Below are 18,540 nucleotides of genomic sequence, written 5' to 3' on the forward strand. Positions count from 1 at the left end.
GCCATGGTGGTCAGGCCGCCGTTTCCTCTTCGGCGATCCCGAGCTCGCCCATGACCTCGCGGACCCTCTCCTCGGCGGCGGCCTGGAGCTTCGCGGAGGTGGCCGGGGAGCCGCCGTCGGCGAGGACGATCACGCCGGGCAGCGTCGGGTTCGGCGCGATGACCGTGATGCCGGCCGGTTCAGTGCCGATGACCATGATCGCGTTCTTCAGCTCGACCCAGTCGGTCTGCTCCTTGAGCGCCTCGATGATGCGGTTCTGCTTCTCCTGGAAGGAGGCACGCTCACCCATCCACACGCCCGCCTTGGACTTGGAGTCCACGACGTCCGCGTAGATGAGGTGGTCCTTCTTCTCTCGTCTGGCCTGAGGCACGGCTGTTCCTCTCTCTGCGCCGGATGGTGCTGGAACATCCCCTTGCGCCCACCGGAGCCCGCTGGGTGCCACCCCGCCCGGGGAGTGTGGGCGGAACGGCACCTGGCGGTCCTGCGGCGTCCGGGGTCGATGACGCCGGCTTTCTTCGCCGGTCCCGCTGTGGTGCGCGGTGCCGCGTGACGGGACCTGACTTCGCAGCGACGAGGTGACATCATGCTGTCTCGCGAAGTCCTGTTCGAGGACTCTGACAGGTCATCAGCAGGGCTTGCAGAGGACTTAGTCGGCGCTCGGTGGACGATTTTCCGCCGCCGCAGCGGCACTACCCGTCACTCTCTGGCAGGAGCTCGCCCCGGAGGTAATCCATGTCCCGTCCCGCAGGCAACACCAGGCTCAAGGCCGCTCGCCTGGCTGTCGGATACAACTCCCAGCAGGCCCTGGCCGACGCCATCACCGAGGCGGCGCGGAAGCTCGGCATTAGAGGTCTGGCTGTCGGCGTCCGTCAGGTCCGGCGCTGGGAGTCGGCCACACCGCCCTGGCCGCAGCCCGACGTGCACCGAGTCCTGACCCACCTCCTGGGGCAGAGCATGGAGGACCTCGGATTCGTCCCTCCCTGGGGAAACTCGCGGTCCCGGCCCGGCACAGCGGTCGACAACACCCCGCGCGCGCCCCTGTCCGGAACACGTCTGGCCGCCGTGCCCGCTCGAACCGAAGCCGCGACACAACCGGCGACCATCGGCGGGGACTTCGCGGCCGTCACACGCTCACACCGGCACTTCTACTGGTCCGTGGCGCCTGCCGTACTGCACCCGGCGGTCCTGGAGCACGCCCGTCTCGGCTGCGCCCTTCTCCCGGAAACGGCGAACCCGGCCCGCCGGGCCCTCGCCGCCTCCCTGGCGGAGTCCTACCTGCTGGCCGGCCGTATCGAGTTCTTCGACCTGCGGCAGCCGGAGCGGGCCTCAGAGACCCTCCTCCTGGCTCTGCAGGCGGCAGGCGAAGCGAACGATCCCCTGCTCGGAGCAGCCATCCTCGCGCACATGGCCTTCATCCCGGGCTGGGCGGACGACCGGGAGGCAGCGATGGAGCGCATGCTGGCCGCCCGTACCTACGCCCGCCGCGGAGAGGCGTCCGCCGAGCTCTGGGCATGGCTGGACGCCGTCGAAGCGGAGTGCGAGACCCGTTGCGGAGACCCCCACGCGGCGCTGCGGTTGATCCGTCGTGCCGAGGACATCCTTGCCGCGGGAGGCGAGCACGCCACTCCCGAGTGGCTGGACTGGTTCAGTCCTGTCCGCCTGTCCGCGTTCAAAGGGAACACGCAGTTGAAGGCCGGCCACATACCGCAGGCGCGCAAGACGCTCCACGAGGTGCTCGACGCCCTGCCGCCCGAGTCGGACAAGCAGCGCACCGTCGTCCTCGGTGACCTCGCCGCGGTCGAAGCCGCCGACGGAAGGCCGCGGGAGGCGTGCGGCTACGCCATCCAGGCCCTCGACCAGTTGGCGGTCACCTGGTACGCGACCGGCATGGACCGCGTCCGCGAGGTCCGCCGCACGCTCGCCCCCTGGCAGGACGAGCAGTGCGTGCGGGACCTCGACGACCGCCTCTACGACTGGGGTACGACGGTCAGCGCGCTTCAGCGTTGAACTTGGCGATCTTCTCCGGCAGCTCCGCGAGCGAGTCGATGCGCATCGTCGTGATCGCGTCCGCGTCCGGATCGCGCTGCTGGATCGTGCCCCAGGGGCCACGCCGGATCAGGGCCGTCAGCAGGCCCGCCTGCACGGCCGGGCGGATGTCGTTGTCGAGTCGGTCACCGACGTACAGGATCTCGCCCGGTGCGGCGGGCGTGGCCTCGATGACGTGCTCGAAGAACTTCACGTCCGGCTTGGAGGCACCCCAGTCGTCACTGGTGGCGATCATGTCGGCCGGAAGGTCCAGCCCCCGCAGCAGGCCGCCGGCCCTGACGGTCTGGTTCCCCGCAATGCCCACCCACAGTCCGGCCTCGCGCAGAGCCGCCAGCGTGGGGCGTACGTCCGGGTACAGGTCGCCTTCACCGAACCACTCCGGCTGCCCGGCGGCCGCGCGCTTCTCCCGCTCCTCGGTCAGGTCGAAACCGGGCCGGAACTCCTGGAACGTCTCCCGGTAGTCCCTCCCCTGCGCGATGACCGCCCCGAACATCGCCGCGAAGGTGTGCCGCGGCACCCCCAGCCAGTCAGCCCACGTCCCGTACTCCCGGGTCTCGTCAACAAGGCACTCGCCGACATCGAACACCACCGCACGAATCATGCACCGCAGGGTAGACGGTCCGGCGCGGCGACGAAGCAGCCCTTTCGGACTGTGATCGGGCCGGGCGTGATCCTTTCGGCAGGCAGGGTGCTTGTGTACGGAGTCGCCGTCGGTGTGGGGGCCTCGCACAGCCGCCGACGCTCCGCGGAGCCAAGGTTGGAGCAACCGCCGAGACGCGGAAGGGCTTTGGCCGCTACGCCCGCCGATGTCGGCCCACGGGCCGGTAACCGGTGCCCGGCCACCGCAGCACCCGTTGGGGAGAGGGAGGCGCCGGACCGCGGTCGTGGGGGTGGCGAGGCCCCACACGCGGCATGCCGGCGGCCGGTCCGGCCCCGGTCTCGGGAGACTGCACGGGATCGGGCCCGGGCCCTCCGGCGGCGGAATGCCGCCCACCGTCCTGCTGTCGCATCACCAGGCTCCAGTGCAGCTGCTCCAGGTGGAACACGCACGCCCGGCATGCCCGGATCTCGACGTCGATGCCGCGTGCGCTGATCGTGCCGATCGGTGCGACCTCCGTGCCGGTGCGGTCGCAGCGGAAGCACGTCCCGGCCGCCCACGCGAACCGCTCCCACAGCGCGAGCGGCTTCACGGCCGCTCCCCGGCCTCGACGGGACGGAGGTCGGCGATGCGTGGCGTCCACTCCCGGCCACCGCCCACCGGGCGCAGCCACGCCCGGGTGGGCGGTGGCCGAGGCGGGGTAGGGCCAGTCCTGCACCTCGCCCCTCCGCCCGGTGCGGGTGTCCAGGACGAGCGCCCCGGTGGTCAGCCAGTCGGGCAGCGGAGCTGGATCGGACGCGTCGGCTCCCGTGCCGCGTCGGCCGGTGGTCGGCGTGGTGGGTACCCGGTGGTGCGTGCCGCTGTTCGTCATCGGACCTCCAGCGATCCTCGGCCGTAGGTGGTGGCCCGTCCCGCACGTGGGAGAGGGACGGGCCACCTGGACCGCCCGGCGGCGATGGGAGGCATACGGCATCACCCCGGACGGTGCTCTGAAGTGGCGCATCGCGGGTTCTCCGGATGCCGCCACCGACCCGAGGCGCTCGGCTGAGGGATGGCGTCACATCGCCTCCCGGCCCCGAGTTCCTTGGGCTGCGCGGTGAGGCTGCACAAGATCCGAGTCCCTGGCCGCCTCGCACGACGGCAAGTAAGCCCTGACGGGGGCCGTTTCGCAGTGGACATGGTTAACGGACGCCCTCGTTAACCGTTAACTCCCCACACGCGAAGCGGTCTTGCCATCATCATGCGGTGACCGGGCAACCACGGGCTGCGAGGGTGCGATGAAGGCCAGGACGAAGCTGCAGGAAGCCAGACACGCACGTGGGTGGACTCAGGCGGACCTGATCGACGCGCTCACGGCTGCGGCGGAGCGGCTCGGGGTGGAGTCGCCGACACGTGCCAGTCTGAAGACTCTGGTCTAGATGTACGAGAACGGACGGCGACCGGTCAGGCGTGATCATCGGCTGCTGTTCCGCGAGGCGTACCAGGCGACCGACGCCGAGCTCGGCTTCCCCTCCCACGTGGAGGAGACAGGGCCACGGGACCCATTGTCCGCGCCTTCGCTGCGGAGCAAGCTGCCCGCCCCGGTCAGCACGGAGATGCTCGGCTACCTGGCGTCCGTCCTTCGGCAGCATGCCCAAGCCGAACCGCTGGTGGGCCCTCGGTTCCTGGTCGCGCCGGTGCGGAGCCAGATGCCCCTGATCGAGCAGATGTGCCAGGAGTCCCACGGTCTGCTGCGCGCGGACGTGCTGCGGGTCGGCGCTCGGTACGCCGAGTTCCTCGGATGGCTGTACCAGGACACCGGCCGCACGGACGAGGCCGTGCGGTGGACCAGGACGGCGATGGACTACGCACAGGAACTGGGCGATCCGATGCTCATCGCGTACGTCCTCCAGCGGCGCGGCAACATCGCCACCGAGGCCGGCCACGCCGGGCACGGTGCAGGTCTCGCCACCGCCGCACTACGGCATGCCACCAGCCTCTCTCCACGCGTGCACGCGGTCGTCCTACGGCAGCTCGCCACCAGCAAGGCACGCCTCGGGGAGCGGAACGAGACCGCTCGCGCCGTCGAACACGCCATGGCGGCAACCGACGAGGGAGACGATTCCGACCCCCTGGCCGGATACTGCTCGCCGGCGTACATCGAGATGGAAGGGGCCGACTGCGCCCTACACCTCGGCCAGCCGGACGAGGCCGTGCCGACCTTCCACAAGAGCCTGAGCCACTGGCCCGCCGTCCAGGAGCGGGACCGAGGACTGTGCCTCGCCCGTCTCGCCACAGCGAACGCCGCCCTAGAGGACGTGGAAGGCGCTTACGAAGCAGCACGGCAAGCCCTGGACATAGCGGAGCGGACGGGATCGGCACGCATACGAGCCGAGCTGTCCCGCCTGCAGCAGCGCCTTGCACCATGGCGGAAGCTGGTGGAGATTTCAGAACTCAACGCGGCGCTGGACAGGATGGACGGCGCCGGCCTCTAGCGAGCCGGAGGAGCCCCGTGAACCTGCTGCCGACAGCCACGAGCACCGACGTCTAGGAGCAGCGGCCCCGAGTCGCCGTGCTCCCGGTCGGCTCCTTCGAGCAGCACGGGCCCTATCTCCCCCTGATCACCGACACCGCCATCGCGGCCATCTACGGACGGTGCATCGCGGACGCCTACCCGGTCCATCTGCTGCCGCCCATCACGATGGGGTGCAGCCACGAGCACGGCTCCTGGCCGGGCACGGTCAGCATCAGCGCCAGGACCCTCTACGCGGTGATCGACGACATCAGAGCCTCCCTGGGCCGATCCGGCATCCGGAAGCTGGTCATCGTCAACGGCCACGGAGGCAACTACGTCCTGTCGAACATCGTCCAGGAGGCGAACGTCGACGGGCCGCGAATGAGCCTCTTCCCCCTGAGCGGCGACGTGGACCGCGCCCGAGACGACGCCGGCCTCGTCTCGGACAAGCACGGCGACATGCACGCGGGGGAGTACGAGACCTCCATCCTGCTGCACGCCGCCCCCGAGCTGGTGCGTCCCGGCTACGAGAAGGCCGACCACGACGGCGGCGAACGCCGCTTCCTGCTCACCCTGGGCATGACCGAGTACACCGCGTCAGGCGTCATCGGCTATCCCTCTCACGCCACGGCTGAGAAGGGCAGAGTCCTCCTCGGCAGCCTCACAAAGAGCTTCGCCGACCACCTCGCCGCCCTGGGCGAACACTGACCGAGCGGCGAACCCACCACCCCACGGGCACGAGATGCGGCTGTACGGCACCACGCTCTACACGTCGATGTTCCGCTACGACGACCACCTGCTGGTCAACCCGCACATCTGGGGCCAGTCGGCCAGCGCCAACCCCCTGCTCCACCTCCAAAGAGTCGACGCCTCCGAGTGGTTCGACAACTACGCTCAGAGCTTCGACGCCGTCTGGGCCGGTGCATCCTCGCCGAACTGGAGGAGCGGCTCACGCAGACGCGGCAGCGGCTAACCGACGCCCGTCACGAACTCGCCGAGGCCGATACCCGGCGCCGGGCCCTCAGGCGCGCGGAGCAGGACTTCCCCCGGGTACGAGGTCTCGCCAACGCCTGGAGCAGAACCCACTCGGACGAGAGGGCGCTGCACGATCTGACCGCCAAGGCGACCCGCGCGGCCCGTTCGGCCGAGGAAGCACGTGCTCTCGCCGTAGCGGCGCGCGCCGAGGCGGATGCCACCGCCACCGCCCATGACCTGCCCAGCGACCCCGCCGAGCTGGAACGCGTACGCACCGCGCTGGCTGCCCTACTCACCGGCATCGGACATCTGCACAGGGCAGTCGGCAGCACGGGCGAGCGACTCGGCGCCCATCACGCCGATGCCGAGCGGTACGAACGCGCCCTTAACGACCGCTTGGCCACGGAGGAGAACTACCGGCTCCGCCTCACCGGACTGCGTACCGCACAACAGGACCTGCACACCCGCGAGGAGGCCATCGGGGCGACCGAAGACGAGATCCTCACCCGCGACCAGGAGACCAGACAACGCATCGCACACGCTGTCCAGGCCGTCCCAGCGGCACGACGAACTCGCGACGAACTCCACGACCTGCGTGTGCGTGCGGAAGAGGAGGAGAAGCGCCTGCGTGGTGATCTGGCCGACCAGGAAGCGGCGGTCATCGACACCGGCAGCATCCTGCGCGGCGCACTCGGCCGACCGGAGGTGGTGCGCGGCGCCGGACTGGACCGGTCCGCGCTGCCCGAGGACGTGGCGGACGATCCCGGCTCGGACGTCCGCAGCCGTCTACGCGCGCTACAGGATCTGGCCGACGCGGTAGAACAGGCCCTCGGCCGCCCGAAAGGCGAGGTGTCGGACAGCACTCTGCTCAACCGGCACACCGACCTGCGCGACCAACTGGCCGGCGGGTTCGACGCACAGATGGAGGAACGCGACGGGATCAAGGTGTGCCGTCTGATCGACGACCACGGTTCCCACGATGTCGCGGCCGTGGGCGAGCGGATCGCCGTCCAGGCCGCCGAGGCCCGGGGGCGACTCACCGAGCGCGAACGCGAGGTGTTCCAGCGGTTCCTGACCGGCGAGCTCGGCGACCATCTCTCGGCCCAGGTCGTCACCGCGGCGAATCTGGTCGTGGCTCTCAACGGCACCCTACGGACCGTACGCACCTCCCACGGTCTCGGTGTGGAACTGCTGTGGAAGCTGGACGAGGACGTGGATGCGGACGTGAGGGCCGCCGTCGAGCTGCTGCGCAGCCCGTCGAGTCTGCGCACACGCGAGCAGACCGAACAGCTCCTCGAGGTACTGCAACGCCGGATCGAGGACGCCCGACGGGCCGATCCGTCGGCCGGTTACGCCGCCCATCTGCGGACCGCGCTGGACTACCGCGACTGGTTCCGCTTCCACACCTTCGTGGTCGAGGACGCCGCCCCGGGGCGCAGGCGCAAGCTCACCGGCCGCACCGGACTCAGCCAGGGTGAGCAGCGAGTGCTCTCCTACCTCGTGCTCTTCGCCGCGGCCGCCGCCCACTTCACCAGTCTCGCCGAGTCGGCGCCACACGCGCCGCGCCTGATCCTGCTCGACGACGCCTTCGCCAAGGTCGACGAACCCACCCATGGGCGACTGGGACGGATTCTCGTCGACCTCGACCTCGACTTCGTCCTCACCAGTGAACGGCTCATGGGCAACTGGCCGGAGGTGCCGTCCCTGCACATCTACGAGTGCCTCCGTGATCCCCATGCGCGCGGGGTGGCCACCCTGCACTACACATGGAACGGTCGGCATCGGCGTCTGGTGTCCGTATGAGCAAGCTGCCCGCCGCGACACGGGACTGGCTGGCCGGTCCCGGGCTCATCCGGCTCTGGGAGTCGGTACGCAAGCGCCTGGAAGGCAACGGCCTACAGGCCACCGGCTCCCTCCGGCTGACCTCGGTGACCCCCCGGGAGCGCAACGACCTGTCCCTCCTGTTGGGCAAACCCCTCACAAGTGCCGCCGTGACCGTGCACCTCGACACGCTCGACGCCCGACTGCGCGCCTCGGCCGCCGGACTCGGGCTCAGGGGGGTCCTGGAAGAAATCGGCCCGCCGCTCACCGACCGCCGGGCCGTCCGCGCGGGTATCACGGCACGGCGCGAGCACATTTGGTCGTCGCTCACCTCGGCACTGGACGCTTCTCCACTCGCAGACCAGGACTGGACCCAGCAGTGGTACGGCCTGCTGCGCCGTACCGGCGTTCCAAGAGGAGTGCCGCCCGAAACGGCAGTACGAACGCTTCAGCAGGCGGTCCAAGTCCTGACCGTCCTGCTCGGCCCGGAGCAGGGCGGCGCCCGAGGCCGAGGAGAACTCGCCGCCATGACGACCGGCTCCGCGCACGGCCTGGACGACGGCACCTGGCTCGCACGTCTCGTCCAGCGCGGCATCGCCCTCGCCCATGGCACCGAGTTCCCCGGCGAAGCGGCCGGCCGGCGCGCACTGTGGCGGCTGGTGTCCGTCACACCGGACGAGGTCTCCAGCACAGTGCTGACCTACGGGCTGCGCCCCGTCGGCGGGGGCTGGCGGGAGCAGGCCCTGCGGGAGCGGGCCGCCCATCACGCCGAAACCCACCTCACACTGCGCGATCTGCACGGCCTGCGGCTGCAGCTGCCCGCCGGAACAGCGATCCACGTCTGTGAGAATCCGCGCGTGGTGGAGGCTGCGGCCGACGCGGCCTGCGTCCGCCCCCTGGTGTGCACTTCCGGCAGCGCCACCACGGTGGTCCTCACACTCCTCGACGCCCTCGCCGCCACCGACTGCCGTTTCGCGTATCACGGGGATTTCGACTGGCCGGGCATCGCTCTGGCGAACCGGATCATCCGCCGCTACAAGGCCCTGCCATGGCGCATGGGCGCCGAGGACTACGAGCACCTGGCCGCTCACAGCCAGACTGAGGGAATCCCTCAGCTGCCGCTCGACGGCCAGCCCGTCAACGCGACCTGGGATCCAGGTCTCGCCCCCGCCATGACCGCCCTCGGCGTCGCGCTCCACGAGGAGGCCACCCTCGACCTTCTGGTGGACGACCTGTCGGCCGGAGGTAGGAACGCCTGAAGGCGCACAGCAGATGCTCAGGGTGCGAGCCCGGGGCTCCGGAAGCCGACCGCCTACCTGATGTCGATCATCCGGACCGGCTGCCCGGTGGTGCGGGCGATGGTTTCGAAGTCCCGGTCGTAGTGCAGCAGTGTGAGTCCTGCTTCTTCCGCGGCCGCAGCCACGAGAAGGTCGACGGCTCCGGCACTGCGATGCTCCCCCTTGGCCGTGAGCCCACGCTGGACGACGCGGGCGCGCCGGTAGACGCCGTCGGGCATGGGGCACCAGGTGAACTGGTTCAGTCGTCCCTGGATGGCTTCACGGTCCTTCTCGGAACGTGCGGAATAGAGCACTTCCAGTTCGGTGAGGTCACACAGGGCGATCAGTCCGGCGCCCACCCGCTGCTCCCAGTCCTCGGTTGCCTGGCGCAGCAGGAGACGGACCAGGGCCGACGTGTCGATGAGGTAGTCGGCCACGCTCACCGGGCGGAACCACCTCGGTAGTTACGCTTGTCGAGGAGGAGTTCGGCGTCAAGAGCGCCTTCGTCCGCGAGGTCCTGCAGTTCGTGCAGGGCGTGCAGACGGCGGTTGCGGGCCACGATCTCCCGCAGGGCGGTGTTGATGGTGTCCCGCTTCGTGGAAGTGCCCAGCTCCTTTGCCGCTGCCTCCAAGGCGTCGTCGTCGAGGTCGATGACGGTTCTGCTCATGAGCACCACCTTCATATACATCAATCAATGTATCAATATACATGACTCAATGTATCACGGGGCGGTCCAGGCCGGCCCGGACGTCTGCGGACCGGTGAGCACACCACTGACAGCAGGAGGCAAGGTCCCCCGCGGCCGAGGCGGACCGATTCCGGTCCGGTGCGAGCAGGTCTCGCCGGTGCCGTCTACGCCGCACCGGCTGCCTCGGCCGCAGCCGCCGGCTGAAGCAGCCGGGCCAGTTCCTCACGCCCGCGCCTGATGACATCGAGCGCCGATGCCGGATCCGTACCCGGCGGCAACGGAGTATCGGTGAGCACATCCGTAAGCGTGTACCGGCCGAGCAGCCACCGCTGCAGTGCACGCCAGTCGGTGCCCCGGTTGAAGGGGAGGTTGTTCGCCCATGGCGATGCCTCGTATCGGGTGCCGTCGGCGCCGTTCGCGTGGAGCAGCCCGGAGCGGCGCACCAGGCACGGGAAACAGACGCCGCAGTTGGCGATGGGAGGGCCGCCGCTGCGGCGGGTGGGCGGCTTGCCGCAGCTCAGGGTGGACTCCAGGTCTGCCGGGATGAGGCCCGCGTCACGCCCTGCCCTGCACACCTCGCCTTTCGTCAGCTGAGCCATGGGATTGACCACCCGTACCGCGCTCCCGGCGTCGCTCACGGCGGCAATCACAGCGTTCAGACCGGCCAGCGTCCGCGGGTGCACGGAACGGGTGGAGCAGGCGGCCGAACGCGCGGGCGTCAGAGGTGGATTGAGGGCGACCTGGCCGTTCTCGGGAATGTGGACGGTGGCCACTCCGTGCGCGGTGGCGGCACGGATCGCTCCCGCCGCGTACAGCAGGCCGCGGGTGCGGGAGGAGGTCTCCAGCCGCAGCCTGGAGCCGTCGCCCGCCGGGGTCTGGCTCATCGGTAGCAGCGTCACCGGCCGTGGTCCGCCCAGTCGCTCGACGGCCTTGTACACCCGCTGCTGGAGACGCAGCAAGCCGATCTCACGGAACATGACGAGCAGCAGCGGCCGAGGATCATCGGCGCGCGAGCGGGTGGCGGCCCAGCTGAGGGAATCCAGCCCACCGGAGAACAGCGCGACTTCCGAGGCACGAGAGTCGCCGGGGAAGATCATCGCCTCCTCGACCCGATGGCCGGCGAGAGGCCGGAAGTCCACATTCCAATGGTCCCCGGTGAGGATCTGGAGGAGCGCGGTGAAGTGGGTACGGATGGCTGCGCTCTGCCACCGCTCGTACTCCGTGACGGGCACGGTGAGACTGATGCGGCGGGTCCACCGGTCCCGGACGCCGGTCCGGCGTACGTATTTGTCGGCGATGAACGCGGCCCTGGCGACGCGGAACAGATCCTCGGCCCAGTCGGGGACCGGACCGGGCAGGTGGTGCCGGCCGGTGACGCGGCGCTCCTTCTCCTGGAAGGCTTCCTCGCCGATCTCCGTCCAGCGTGCATCGCGAGGCCGGTCCCCGCGGTGGCCGCGCCACCAGAGGAAATGGTCGGACCCGGTCATGCCGCGGCTCCCTCTTCTCCTGTGGCCTCGTCAGTGATCAGGCCGAGTACCCTGCCGACCGCCCGCGGTACCAGCGACGCGGCGATCTTGGGAAGCACGGCTGACGGATCCTGTGCACCGCCCACTACTGTCTGCGCGATGTCCACGGTCTCTGGGAGATCCGTCGCTTCAGCGGCCACCTCGCAGGGATTCGGCACCAGATCCACCGTCTTCTCCGCGACCCAGTCGGCGATCCTGCTTTCCGGATCGGTCGCGATGAGCACCGGCACTGCCAGTTTGACGTGCTCGGCAACAACGGACCGGAGGAATTCCCCCACCATGCCGGCGAAGAAGATCTGGTAGAGATCGCACAGGATGTCCCAGGCGAAGCCGCCGTGCGCGGCACCCGCGTCCATGGCGTCGTCCAGTTCGGGGTGCCTGTCGCGGACATCGCGGACCGCAGCGGCCACACCCCTGCGCACCGCGGCGTCGGCGAGTGTGCCGCCGTCTCCGCCAACCTCGGAGACGAGACGTGCGACGAGCGCGTCCGCCGACTCGGCGCCCTCAGCGGCCAGCGAGCTCAGGGCCTCGGCGAGCCGCTCACCGGCCGCGCAGGCCGTGTCATACAAGCCGAAAGCCGATCGATCGGCACGGAGTGTCTCGTGCAGGGCACGCAGATGGTCCGCGGCGATCTCCTCCAGACGCTGATCCGCATTGCGCGAGTCCGCACGCCAGCGCGCCAGCCGTCTCGCAGCGGAACCCCACCGGTCACCATTCGGCCCCTTCCACCGTGTCGACGTCCCCACAGCGCCCCCAGCCCGATAGTGTCCCTCCCGCTCTCCTCAGTCATGGCATCAGACCGGACGATTCCCAGGTAGGGCGCGACTCGGCCAGGGCGTTGCAGACCGGACTGGGAGCCGTCTGGGAGCCAACCTGCCCCCGGAAACCCTCCGGAGCCACCCGAGACCACGGCAGTCCGACGCCCTGACCAGGGAAATTGCCATCCATGCTGGCAGGCTCGCCAACCGAACCTCGTTCGGGACGAAGAGGTCGTGGGTTCAAATCCCGCCACCCCGACAGAGGGAAAACCAGGTCAGGGGCCTGATCCGCGCGAGCGGATCAGGCCCCTGATCGGTTTGTGGGGCCATCTTCGGAGCCGACGTCGGAATCCGGCTCCCAAACGGCTAGCTGCCCCCGCAGGAGGCGGCAGCCCGGACCTGCACAGCGCGGCGGCGAGAGCGTGCCGGAGCTCGCTCCGGTGAAGCTCAAGCGCACTAGGGTGATCCGCGTGGCATCCCTGAGTCGTTCCGCGCGGGTCGAGGCACTGGCCGCCGGCCGCCCGGACAACCTGCTGGTGGTCCGGGTCGAAGGCGGGCCCGGACCGCTCACGTCCTGTGGCCCCGGCGGGCGGCGCAGGCCGCGTGGCCGGGCAAGAGCGCACCACCAGCGGCACGGTGCGGCCGGATGTCGCCGGAACAGTTCCCCGGAGGCTGCCCTCTTCGCCCTTCTCCTCGGCCGGGCGGTGCGGCAGCATGGCCGGTCCGACCGTCAGGGCTCCGACGATGGGAAGCGGCATGCACGCTGGCAGGAAGCGACACCCCGCGGCGCCGGAACTGGAGCGGGAACTTCCTCAGGGTGCCGAACGGGCCTCGGACCCGGCTGTCCTCGGTGCCGGGACGGCCGCCGCCGGGGACGCGGGGCGGATGTCTGCGGCGGCAGCGCTGGCCCTTCAGCGGGCCGTCGGCAACGGCGCGGTCGCGCGGCTGGTGGAACAGGGACGCCACCAGCACGGCGCGGGCTGCGGTCACCCCGGGGCCGTGCAGCGGCATGCGGACGACGAGGCCGTGCAGCGTGACGCCATGGCCGAGGTGGACGCGGTGACGCGGCGTCCGGGCGCTCCGATGCGGGCGGACGTCCGGCACACGATGGAGAGCGACTACGGCGGCGAGGACTTCGGCGACGTCCGGGTGCACGTGGACCGCGCGTCCGCGGAGGCCGTCGGGGCGAAGGCGTACACCACGAAGACCAACCACATCGTCTTCCGCAGCCCGTCCGACATGGACGACCACACCATGCGGCACGAGTTGCAGCACGTCCGCCAGCAGCGCGCCGGGGGCGTCCCCCCGGGGGTCAGCCACCCCGCCGACGCGCTGGAGCGGGACGCCGAGACCACCGCGACCAGGCTGGGGCGGGGCGCGGCCGACGTCCAGCGCTCGGTGGCCGCCGGGCCCGGCCACGGACCGGCGGCCGGGACGGGGGCCGGACCGGCGGCCGGGGCGGGGGCGGCCGGGGGCGGCGCCGTCCAGCGGATGGTGCTGAAGACCTCCCGGGACTTCTACGAGCAGTGGGCCGGGGACGGCCCGCCCCTGACCTCCCCGCAGAAGACGTGGTTGTGGAACAAGCTCCTCGGGCTCGGCGGCGGTCAGATGGCGGTCAGGAAACTGAAGGCGCCGGAGGCCGTGAAGCTGCTGACGGACAACAACGTGAACCGGCAGGCGATGGAGGCGGAGCTGGGGCCGAGTGCGCCGGCCGCCGCGGTGTCCGCGCCGACGGAGTCGCCGGAGGAGTACGAGGAGCGGGCCAGGGCGGCCGTGCACGACGCGGAAGCCCTGTGGCGGACGCGGGAACCGCACATGCCCCGGCTGGAGACGGTGACCTTCACCATCGAGGGCCTCGGCCGGGGCACGGTGGCGATGCTCAAGAGCACCTCCGGCCCCCGGTACTCGAACATGCTCTCGTGGTTCTCGCACGGCTACGAGGACAGGAACCGCATCGCCATCGACACCGAGCGGACGTACGGCTTCGCCGTCGAGGAGGAGAAGAGCCTGAACCGGGTCGGGGCCTCCGCGGACGTCTTCGCCTCGCTTCCGGCCGCTCTGGCCGAATCGGGCGCCGAGCCCACGAAGGACGCGCCGGGCATGTACGTGCAGCCGCACCACGCCACCGAACTCACCCTGGAGATCGACCGCGTGATCGGGCTGGTGAACCACTGCGACGTGGCGGTGCTGATGGACTTCCAGTGGGCGGACGACGTCGCCGCCGACTTCGCCGAGGCGCGGAGGGCCGAGACGCCGCCGCTGCCCGTCATCATCGAGCAGGCGCAGGGGCTGCGGAAGTACAGCTCCCTGCTCGTCTACGCCTGCCGGACGCCGTGGACCGTGACGGCGGCGGCCGAGGGCAGCAGCCGGCTGAAGGAGAGGCTCCGCAAGGAGCTGATGGAGCAGGGGCACTCGGCCGACGAGGCGCGGGCGATGGCGCAGGACCGGTACGAGGCGTCTCCGCAGGAGGGCACGGTCTACCCGTAGCGGCGGGGCGCGCCGGGCCGCGCGGGGACAGCCGTAGTTCGGGGTTCCGCCAAGTGGTCAGGGTCCCGTCCGGGACATCGACATCCGGATCACCAGGCCGTCGCGGCCGTCGCGGATCTCGACCAGGTCGCACAGTTCGTGGATCATCCACACGCCGCGCCCCCCGTGGGGGGAGCGCGGGTTCGGGCGTCTGCGCCCGGTGAGGGGGTCGCTGAAGTGCCCGGCGTCGCGGGTCTCGACGTGGGCGGTGGTGTCGGAGGACCACAGCAGCAGGGTGCCGCTGCCGCCGCCGTGGCGGACGGAGTTGGTCGTGGCTTCGCAGAGCGCCAGGAGGAGGTCGGTGCGGCGCGCGGCGGACAGGCCGAGTTCGCGCATCCACTTCTCCGCACGGACGCGTACGGGCTGGAGGTCCCCGGTGCCGTAGCGCAGCACGTGCACGGTGGGCGGCGGGGCGGGCAGCGGGACGTCGCAGTCGGCGCAGACCCGCAGCGGGTCCGTGTAGTGCGGGCTGGGCCGGGTGACGTCCCCCCGCGTGACGACGGGGTGGGTGCGGTGGGCGTCGGCGAGGACGCCGGCGGGGAGGGCGGAGGTGTCGTAGGGGCACAGGATGGACGCCACCCGCCCGGCGAAGGCGAGGTTGATCAGGGCCTCGTGCCGGGTCGCCTCCCGCATCTCGGCCGGGGTGCGGGACCCCCAGATGGGTTCGCCGACGATCCGGGCCGGGCGGTCGGGGTGGCGGTCGGCGAAGTCCTGGAGGGCGGACAGGATGCGGCCGGGGTTGCGTCCGAGCTGCGTCATGTCGATCCAGGTGACGTCCTCCCCGGGCGGGCCGAGGTCGTCGCGCAGGGCCCGCAGCCGGACGCCGGGGACGGCGACGAGGGCGGGTTCGCCCGCGGCCAGGGCCGTCCGGACGAAGGCGCCCACGCCGGTGACGAACTCCCGCTCGCCGGCGTAGAACAGCGCGGGGTGGTCGAAGGCGTGGTCCTGGCGTTCGTCCGGTGCGGCCATGGTGCTGGAGGTCATCGTGAGGTGACCTCCAGCGCGGCGCCCATTTCGGGGAACAGGCCCATCAGGCGCGTCAGCGACGGGGGAGGGTCGAGCACGGCGAGCCGGCCGCCGGGCGCGCGGGTGGCGACGGAGGCCAGCCGGGCGGCTCCGGCGGCGTCGATGTGCTCCAGCTGGGAGAGGTCCAGTTCCGCGCCCTCGCGGCACAGCCGGGACAGGACGGCCACCGTGCCCTCCACGGTGCGGTGGCTGTCCGCGTTGGCGTCCCCGGCCAGCCGCAGTCCGGGGCGGTCGGGCAGCGGTGCGACGCGCAGGACGGGCGAGGGGACCGGCTCCTGGCCGGCGTCCATGCGGACGAGGTGTGCGCCGGCGAGCACGGCCACGTCGTCCTCGGGCAGCAGCCGCCGGTCGTAGAGGCACAGGGCGGTGAGGGGGAGCCGGGCGAAGACCTCCTCGTGGATGCGCAGTTCGTACTCCAGCAGCCGTTCGGCCGCGCGCACGCCGCGCCCGTACCAGGACATCTCCCCGACCGCGCGCAGTCCGGCGTAGCCCTCCCGCACGGCGGAGGCCACCGCGGTGTGCCACTGCTCGACCATCGTGTCGGGGTCGAACCCGCCCGAGGCGAGGTAGGCCTCCTGCGCGGTCATGACGGTCAGCTGGCCCCGCTCCCGCGCCGCGCGTACGTCGAGGCCACGCCGCGACAGCATGTCGGTCACCGTTCCGGGCGGTGTGCTGTCGGCGAAGTAGTGCAGCCGCTCCCCGCGCTCCAGACCCTGGCGCAGGAAGCGGAAGACGTGGTCGGCCCATGCCTCGTCGCTGGAGAAGACGGCGCTCGCGTGGCACCCGGCGCGCCGCGGGGACGTGGCGCCGTCGGTCGCTGGCCCGGTCATGCGCCCTCCCGCTGCCAGTCACAGATGTCCGATCGCACCATAGGCGACGACGGGCGCCCCCGGCCAGCCCGGGCCGCGCCCGCGGCCGGCCCCCCCCGTACCCGGGGGCCGGGCGGGACGCCCGCCGGGTGCGGGGCGGGGCCCGTGGGGCGGTCCGGCACCCCGGACGCCCTCTCGAACATCAGCGCAGCGCCCCGTACGATCCGGCCATGCCCAACAGCGCCGACAGCGGAACCAGCCGGAACGGCGGCCAGTGGTTCCCGCCCGAGTGGCCGGACCGCATCCGCGCGCTCCAGCGGGGTGAGCTGGTTCCGGTGGCCCCGCGCCGGGCCGCCACCGTCATGCTCCTGCGCGACGAGGAGCGGCACGGCCCGTCCGTCCACCTGCTGCGGCGCCGCACGTCGATGGCCTTCGCGGGCGGCGCCTACGCCTATCCCGGCGGCGGGGTGGACCCGCGCGACGAGGGCGACGTCCGCTGGGCCGGTCCCGGCCGGGCGCGGTGGGCCGAGCGGCTGGGCACCGGCCCGGCCGAGGCACAGGCCCTGGTGTGCGCGGCCGTGCGGGAGACGTTCGAGGAGGCGGGGGTCCTCCTCGCGGGCCCGGACGCCCGCTCCGTCGTCGCCGACACCACGGGCGAGGAGTGGGAGGCCGACCGGCGGGCGCTGGTCGACCGCACCCTGTCCTTCGCCGACTTCCTCGGCCGCCGGGGCCTCGTCCTGCGCAGTGACCTGCTCGGGCCCTGGGCACGCTGGATCACCCCGGAGTTCGAGGCGCGCCGCTACGACACGTTCTTCTTCGTGGCGGCCCTGCCGCGCGGCCAGCGCACCCGCAACGCGTCCACCGAGGCGGACCGCACCGTGTGGCTGCGCCCGGGGGACGCCGCCGAGGGCTACGACCGCGGTGAGCTGCTCATGATGCCGCCCACCATCGCCACCCTGCGCAGCCTGGCGCCCCTCGGCTCCGCCGCCGACGCGCTGGCCGAGGCCGCGAGGCGCGACCTCGCGCCCGTCCTGGCCCGCGCCGCGCTGGAGGGGGACGCGATCGTGCTGAGCTGGCCGGGCCACGACGAGTTCGAGAAGAAGGTCTTTCCGGTATGACGAACGCCACCGAGCTTCCCGGGCAGCCGCGCGGGGCCGCCGCGAGCGGACCGGCCACCGAGCGCGCCACCTGCGTCCTCGCGCCGAACGCCTCCCCGATGACGCTGGACGGCACCAACACCTGGATCGTCGCCGAGCCGGACGCCGCGGAGGCGGTCGTCATCGACCCGGGCCCGCTGGACGAGGGGCACCTGCGCGCGGTGGTGGCGGCGGCCGGGCGGGCGGGCAGGCGGGTCGGGCTCACGCTGCTGACGCACGGCCACCCCGACCACGCCGAGGGCGCCGCCCGGTTCGCCGAGCTGACCGGTACGCACGTGCGGGCGCTGGACCCGGCGCTGCGGCTGGGCGACGAGGGGCTGGCGCCCGGTGACGTCGTCACGACCGGCGGTCTGGAACTGCGGGTGGTGCCCACCCCCGGGCACACCGAGGACTCGCTGAGCTTCCACCTGCCGGCCGACGCCGCCGTGCTGACCGGTGACACCGTGCTCGGCCGGGGCACCACCCTGGTCGCCCACCCCGACGGCCGCCTGGGGGAGTACCTGGACTCGCTGCGCCGCCTGCGCTCGCTGACCGTGGACGACGGCGTGACGACGGTGCTGCCGGGCCACGGCCCGGTGCTGGCCGACGCCCAGGGCGCCGTCGACTACTACCTGGTGCACCGCGCCAAGCGGCTCGCCCAGGTGGAGACGGCGGTGGAGAACGGGTACCGCACGCCCGCCGAGGTGGTGGCCCACGTCTACGCGGACGTGGACCGCAGCCTGTGGCCCGCCGCCGAGCTGTCCGTGCGCGCCCAGCTCGAGTACCTGGACGAACACGGGCTCATCTGAGGCCCGGCGCCGGGCGCCCGCGCGCCCGGTCCCGGCGCAGGACGCCGCCCG

Annotated in this window: 15 protein-coding genes and 2 pseudogenes; 9 read left to right on the plus strand and 8 right to left on the minus strand. The window is 71.7% G+C overall.

The genetic code is table 11. The features are described 5' to 3' along the window. Nucleotides 1-10: 10 nt before the first annotated feature. Entirely contained in the window at nt 11-370 is a 360-nt protein-coding gene (locus V1J52_RS18990; RefSeq protein ID WP_330141082.1) for a hypothetical protein, read from the minus strand. A gap of 362 nt (nt 371-732) precedes the next feature. On the opposite strand from V1J52_RS18990, the gene V1J52_RS18995 reads away from it, so the two are divergent. Continuing rightward, nucleotides 733-2,007, plus strand: a complete 1,275-nt coding sequence (locus tag V1J52_RS18995) for an NsdA family TPR-like regulatory protein (RefSeq protein WP_330141083.1) — start codon at nt 733-735, stop codon at nt 2,005-2,007. Here V1J52_RS18995 and V1J52_RS19000 read toward each other — a convergent pair. Next, nucleotides 1,988-2,647, minus strand: coding sequence for an HAD family hydrolase (locus V1J52_RS19000; protein WP_093657415.1), 660 nt, complete (start codon nt 2,645-2,647; stop codon nt 1,988-1,990). The genes V1J52_RS18995 and V1J52_RS19000 overlap by 20 nt on opposite strands. Nucleotides 2,648-4,062: 1,415 nt before the next feature. Between V1J52_RS19000 and V1J52_RS19005 the strand changes: the two genes are divergently transcribed. From V1J52_RS19005 to V1J52_RS19025, 5 genes and pseudogenes are all read left to right on the plus strand, one after another. After that, nucleotides 4,063-5,118, plus strand: a complete 1,056-nt coding sequence (locus V1J52_RS19005) for an NsdA family TPR-like regulatory protein (RefSeq protein ID WP_330141084.1) — start codon at nt 4,063-4,065, stop codon at nt 5,116-5,118. Nucleotides 5,119-5,135: 17 nt separating this feature from the next. After that, nucleotides 5,136-5,846 (plus strand): annotated as a pseudogene (locus V1J52_RS19010) (creatininase family protein). Nucleotides 5,847-5,871: 25 nt separating this feature from the next. Beyond that, nucleotides 5,872-6,111: pseudogene (locus V1J52_RS19015) on the plus strand (hypothetical protein); the annotation flags it as partial. Then, nucleotides 6,015-7,916 (plus strand): TIGR02680 family protein, encoded by a 1,902-nt coding sequence (locus V1J52_RS19020; RefSeq protein WP_330141085.1) that lies wholly within the window; start codon nt 6,015-6,017, stop codon nt 7,914-7,916. The pseudogene V1J52_RS19015 and the gene V1J52_RS19020, both read left to right, overlap by 97 nt. Then, nucleotides 7,913-9,193, plus strand: coding sequence for a TIGR02679 family protein (locus V1J52_RS19025; RefSeq protein WP_330141086.1), 1,281 nt, complete (start codon nt 7,913-7,915; stop codon nt 9,191-9,193). The genes V1J52_RS19020 and V1J52_RS19025 overlap by 4 nt, the downstream gene beginning before the upstream one ends. A gap of 53 nt (nt 9,194-9,246) precedes the next feature. Here the strand turns inward: V1J52_RS19025 and V1J52_RS19030 are convergent, their stop codons facing one another. The 4 genes from V1J52_RS19030 to V1J52_RS19045 form a co-directional block, all read right to left on the minus strand. After that, nucleotides 9,247-9,654, minus strand: coding sequence for a PIN domain nuclease (locus tag V1J52_RS19030; protein WP_330141087.1), 408 nt, complete (start codon nt 9,652-9,654; stop codon nt 9,247-9,249). Continuing rightward, entirely contained in the window at nt 9,651-9,878 is a 228-nt protein-coding gene (locus tag V1J52_RS19035) for a type II toxin-antitoxin system VapB family antitoxin (protein ID WP_330141088.1), read from the minus strand. The genes V1J52_RS19030 and V1J52_RS19035 overlap by 4 nt, the downstream gene beginning before the upstream one ends. Before the next feature lie 185 nt (nt 9,879-10,063). Further along, nucleotides 10,064-11,386, minus strand: coding sequence for a 7-cyano-7-deazaguanine synthase (locus V1J52_RS19040; RefSeq protein ID WP_330141089.1), 1,323 nt, complete (start codon nt 11,384-11,386; stop codon nt 10,064-10,066). Next, nucleotides 11,383-11,994 carry a hypothetical protein gene (locus V1J52_RS19045; RefSeq protein WP_330141090.1) on the minus strand — a complete coding sequence of 204 codons (612 nt, stop codon included), beginning with the start codon at nt 11,992-11,994 and terminating at the stop codon, nt 11,383-11,385. The genes V1J52_RS19040 and V1J52_RS19045 overlap by 4 nt, the downstream gene beginning before the upstream one ends. Nucleotides 11,995-12,939: 945 nt before the next feature. On the opposite strand from V1J52_RS19045, the gene V1J52_RS19050 reads away from it, so the two are divergent. After that, nucleotides 12,940-14,670: an eCIS core domain-containing protein gene (locus tag V1J52_RS19050; protein ID WP_330141091.1), complete on the plus strand. Its 1,731-nt coding sequence runs from the start codon at nt 12,940-12,942 to the stop codon at nt 14,668-14,670. Between the two features lie 57 nt (nt 14,671-14,727). On the opposite strand, the gene V1J52_RS19055 is transcribed toward V1J52_RS19050, so the two are convergent. Beyond that, nucleotides 14,728-15,693 carry an anti-sigma factor RsbA family regulatory protein gene (locus tag V1J52_RS19055; protein ID WP_330141092.1) on the minus strand — a complete coding sequence of 322 codons (966 nt, stop codon included), beginning with the start codon at nt 15,691-15,693 and terminating at the stop codon, nt 14,728-14,730. Beyond that, on the minus strand, nt 15,690-16,565 hold the full coding sequence (locus V1J52_RS19060) for an MEDS and STAS domain-containing protein (RefSeq protein ID WP_330141093.1): 876 nt from the start codon (nt 16,563-16,565) through the stop codon (nt 15,690-15,692). The genes V1J52_RS19055 and V1J52_RS19060 overlap by 4 nt, the downstream gene beginning before the upstream one ends. A 209-nt stretch (nt 16,566-16,774) precedes the next feature. On the opposite strand from V1J52_RS19060, the gene V1J52_RS19065 reads away from it, so the two are divergent. Together V1J52_RS19065 and V1J52_RS19070 are read left to right on the plus strand one after the other, a co-directional pair. Continuing rightward, nucleotides 16,775-17,662 carry an NUDIX hydrolase gene (locus tag V1J52_RS19065; protein ID WP_330141094.1) on the plus strand — a complete coding sequence of 296 codons (888 nt, stop codon included), beginning with the start codon at nt 16,775-16,777 and terminating at the stop codon, nt 17,660-17,662. Beyond that, nucleotides 17,659-18,489, plus strand: a complete 831-nt coding sequence (locus V1J52_RS19070) for an MBL fold metallo-hydrolase (RefSeq protein WP_330141095.1) — start codon at nt 17,659-17,661, stop codon at nt 18,487-18,489. The genes V1J52_RS19065 and V1J52_RS19070 overlap by 4 nt, the downstream gene beginning before the upstream one ends. Nucleotides 18,490-18,540: the final 51 nt, after the last annotated feature.

It is taken from the genome of Streptomyces solitudinis, assembly GCF_036323765.1.
Lineage (GTDB): Bacteria > Actinomycetota > Actinomycetes > Streptomycetales > Streptomycetaceae > Streptomyces.

What these genes read in the sequence shown, in the direction of transcription:
- V1J52_RS18995 (WP_330141083.1), top strand. Translation starts at nt 733, where the DNA reads ATGTCCCGTCCCGCAGGCAACACCAGGCTCAAGGCCGCTCGCCTGGCT.
- V1J52_RS19000 (WP_093657415.1), bottom strand. Translation starts at nt 2,647, where the DNA reads ATGATTCGTGCGGTGGTGTTCGATGTCGGCGAGTGCCTTGTTGACGAG.
- V1J52_RS19005 (WP_330141084.1), top strand. Translation starts at nt 4,063, where the DNA reads ATGTACGAGAACGGACGGCGACCGGTCAGGCGTGATCATCGGCTGCTG.
- V1J52_RS19025 (WP_330141086.1), top strand. Translation starts at nt 7,913, where the DNA reads ATGAGCAAGCTGCCCGCCGCGACACGGGACTGGCTGGCCGGTCCCGGG.
- V1J52_RS19035 (WP_330141088.1), bottom strand. Translation starts at nt 9,878, where the DNA reads ATGAGCAGAACCGTCATCGACCTCGACGACGACGCCTTGGAGGCAGCG.
- V1J52_RS19040 (WP_330141089.1), bottom strand. Translation starts at nt 11,386, where the DNA reads ATGACCGGGTCCGACCATTTCCTCTGGTGGCGCGGCCACCGCGGGGAC.
- V1J52_RS19050 (WP_330141091.1), top strand. Translation starts at nt 12,940, where the DNA reads ATGCACGCTGGCAGGAAGCGACACCCCGCGGCGCCGGAACTGGAGCGG.
- V1J52_RS19055 (WP_330141092.1), bottom strand. Translation starts at nt 15,693, where the DNA reads ATGACCTCCAGCACCATGGCCGCACCGGACGAACGCCAGGACCACGCC.
- V1J52_RS19060 (WP_330141093.1), bottom strand. Translation starts at nt 16,565, where the DNA reads ATGACCGGGCCAGCGACCGACGGCGCCACGTCCCCGCGGCGCGCCGGG.
- V1J52_RS19065 (WP_330141094.1), top strand. Translation starts at nt 16,775, where the DNA reads ATGCCCAACAGCGCCGACAGCGGAACCAGCCGGAACGGCGGCCAGTGG.
- V1J52_RS19070 (WP_330141095.1), top strand. Translation starts at nt 17,659, where the DNA reads ATGACGAACGCCACCGAGCTTCCCGGGCAGCCGCGCGGGGCCGCCGCG.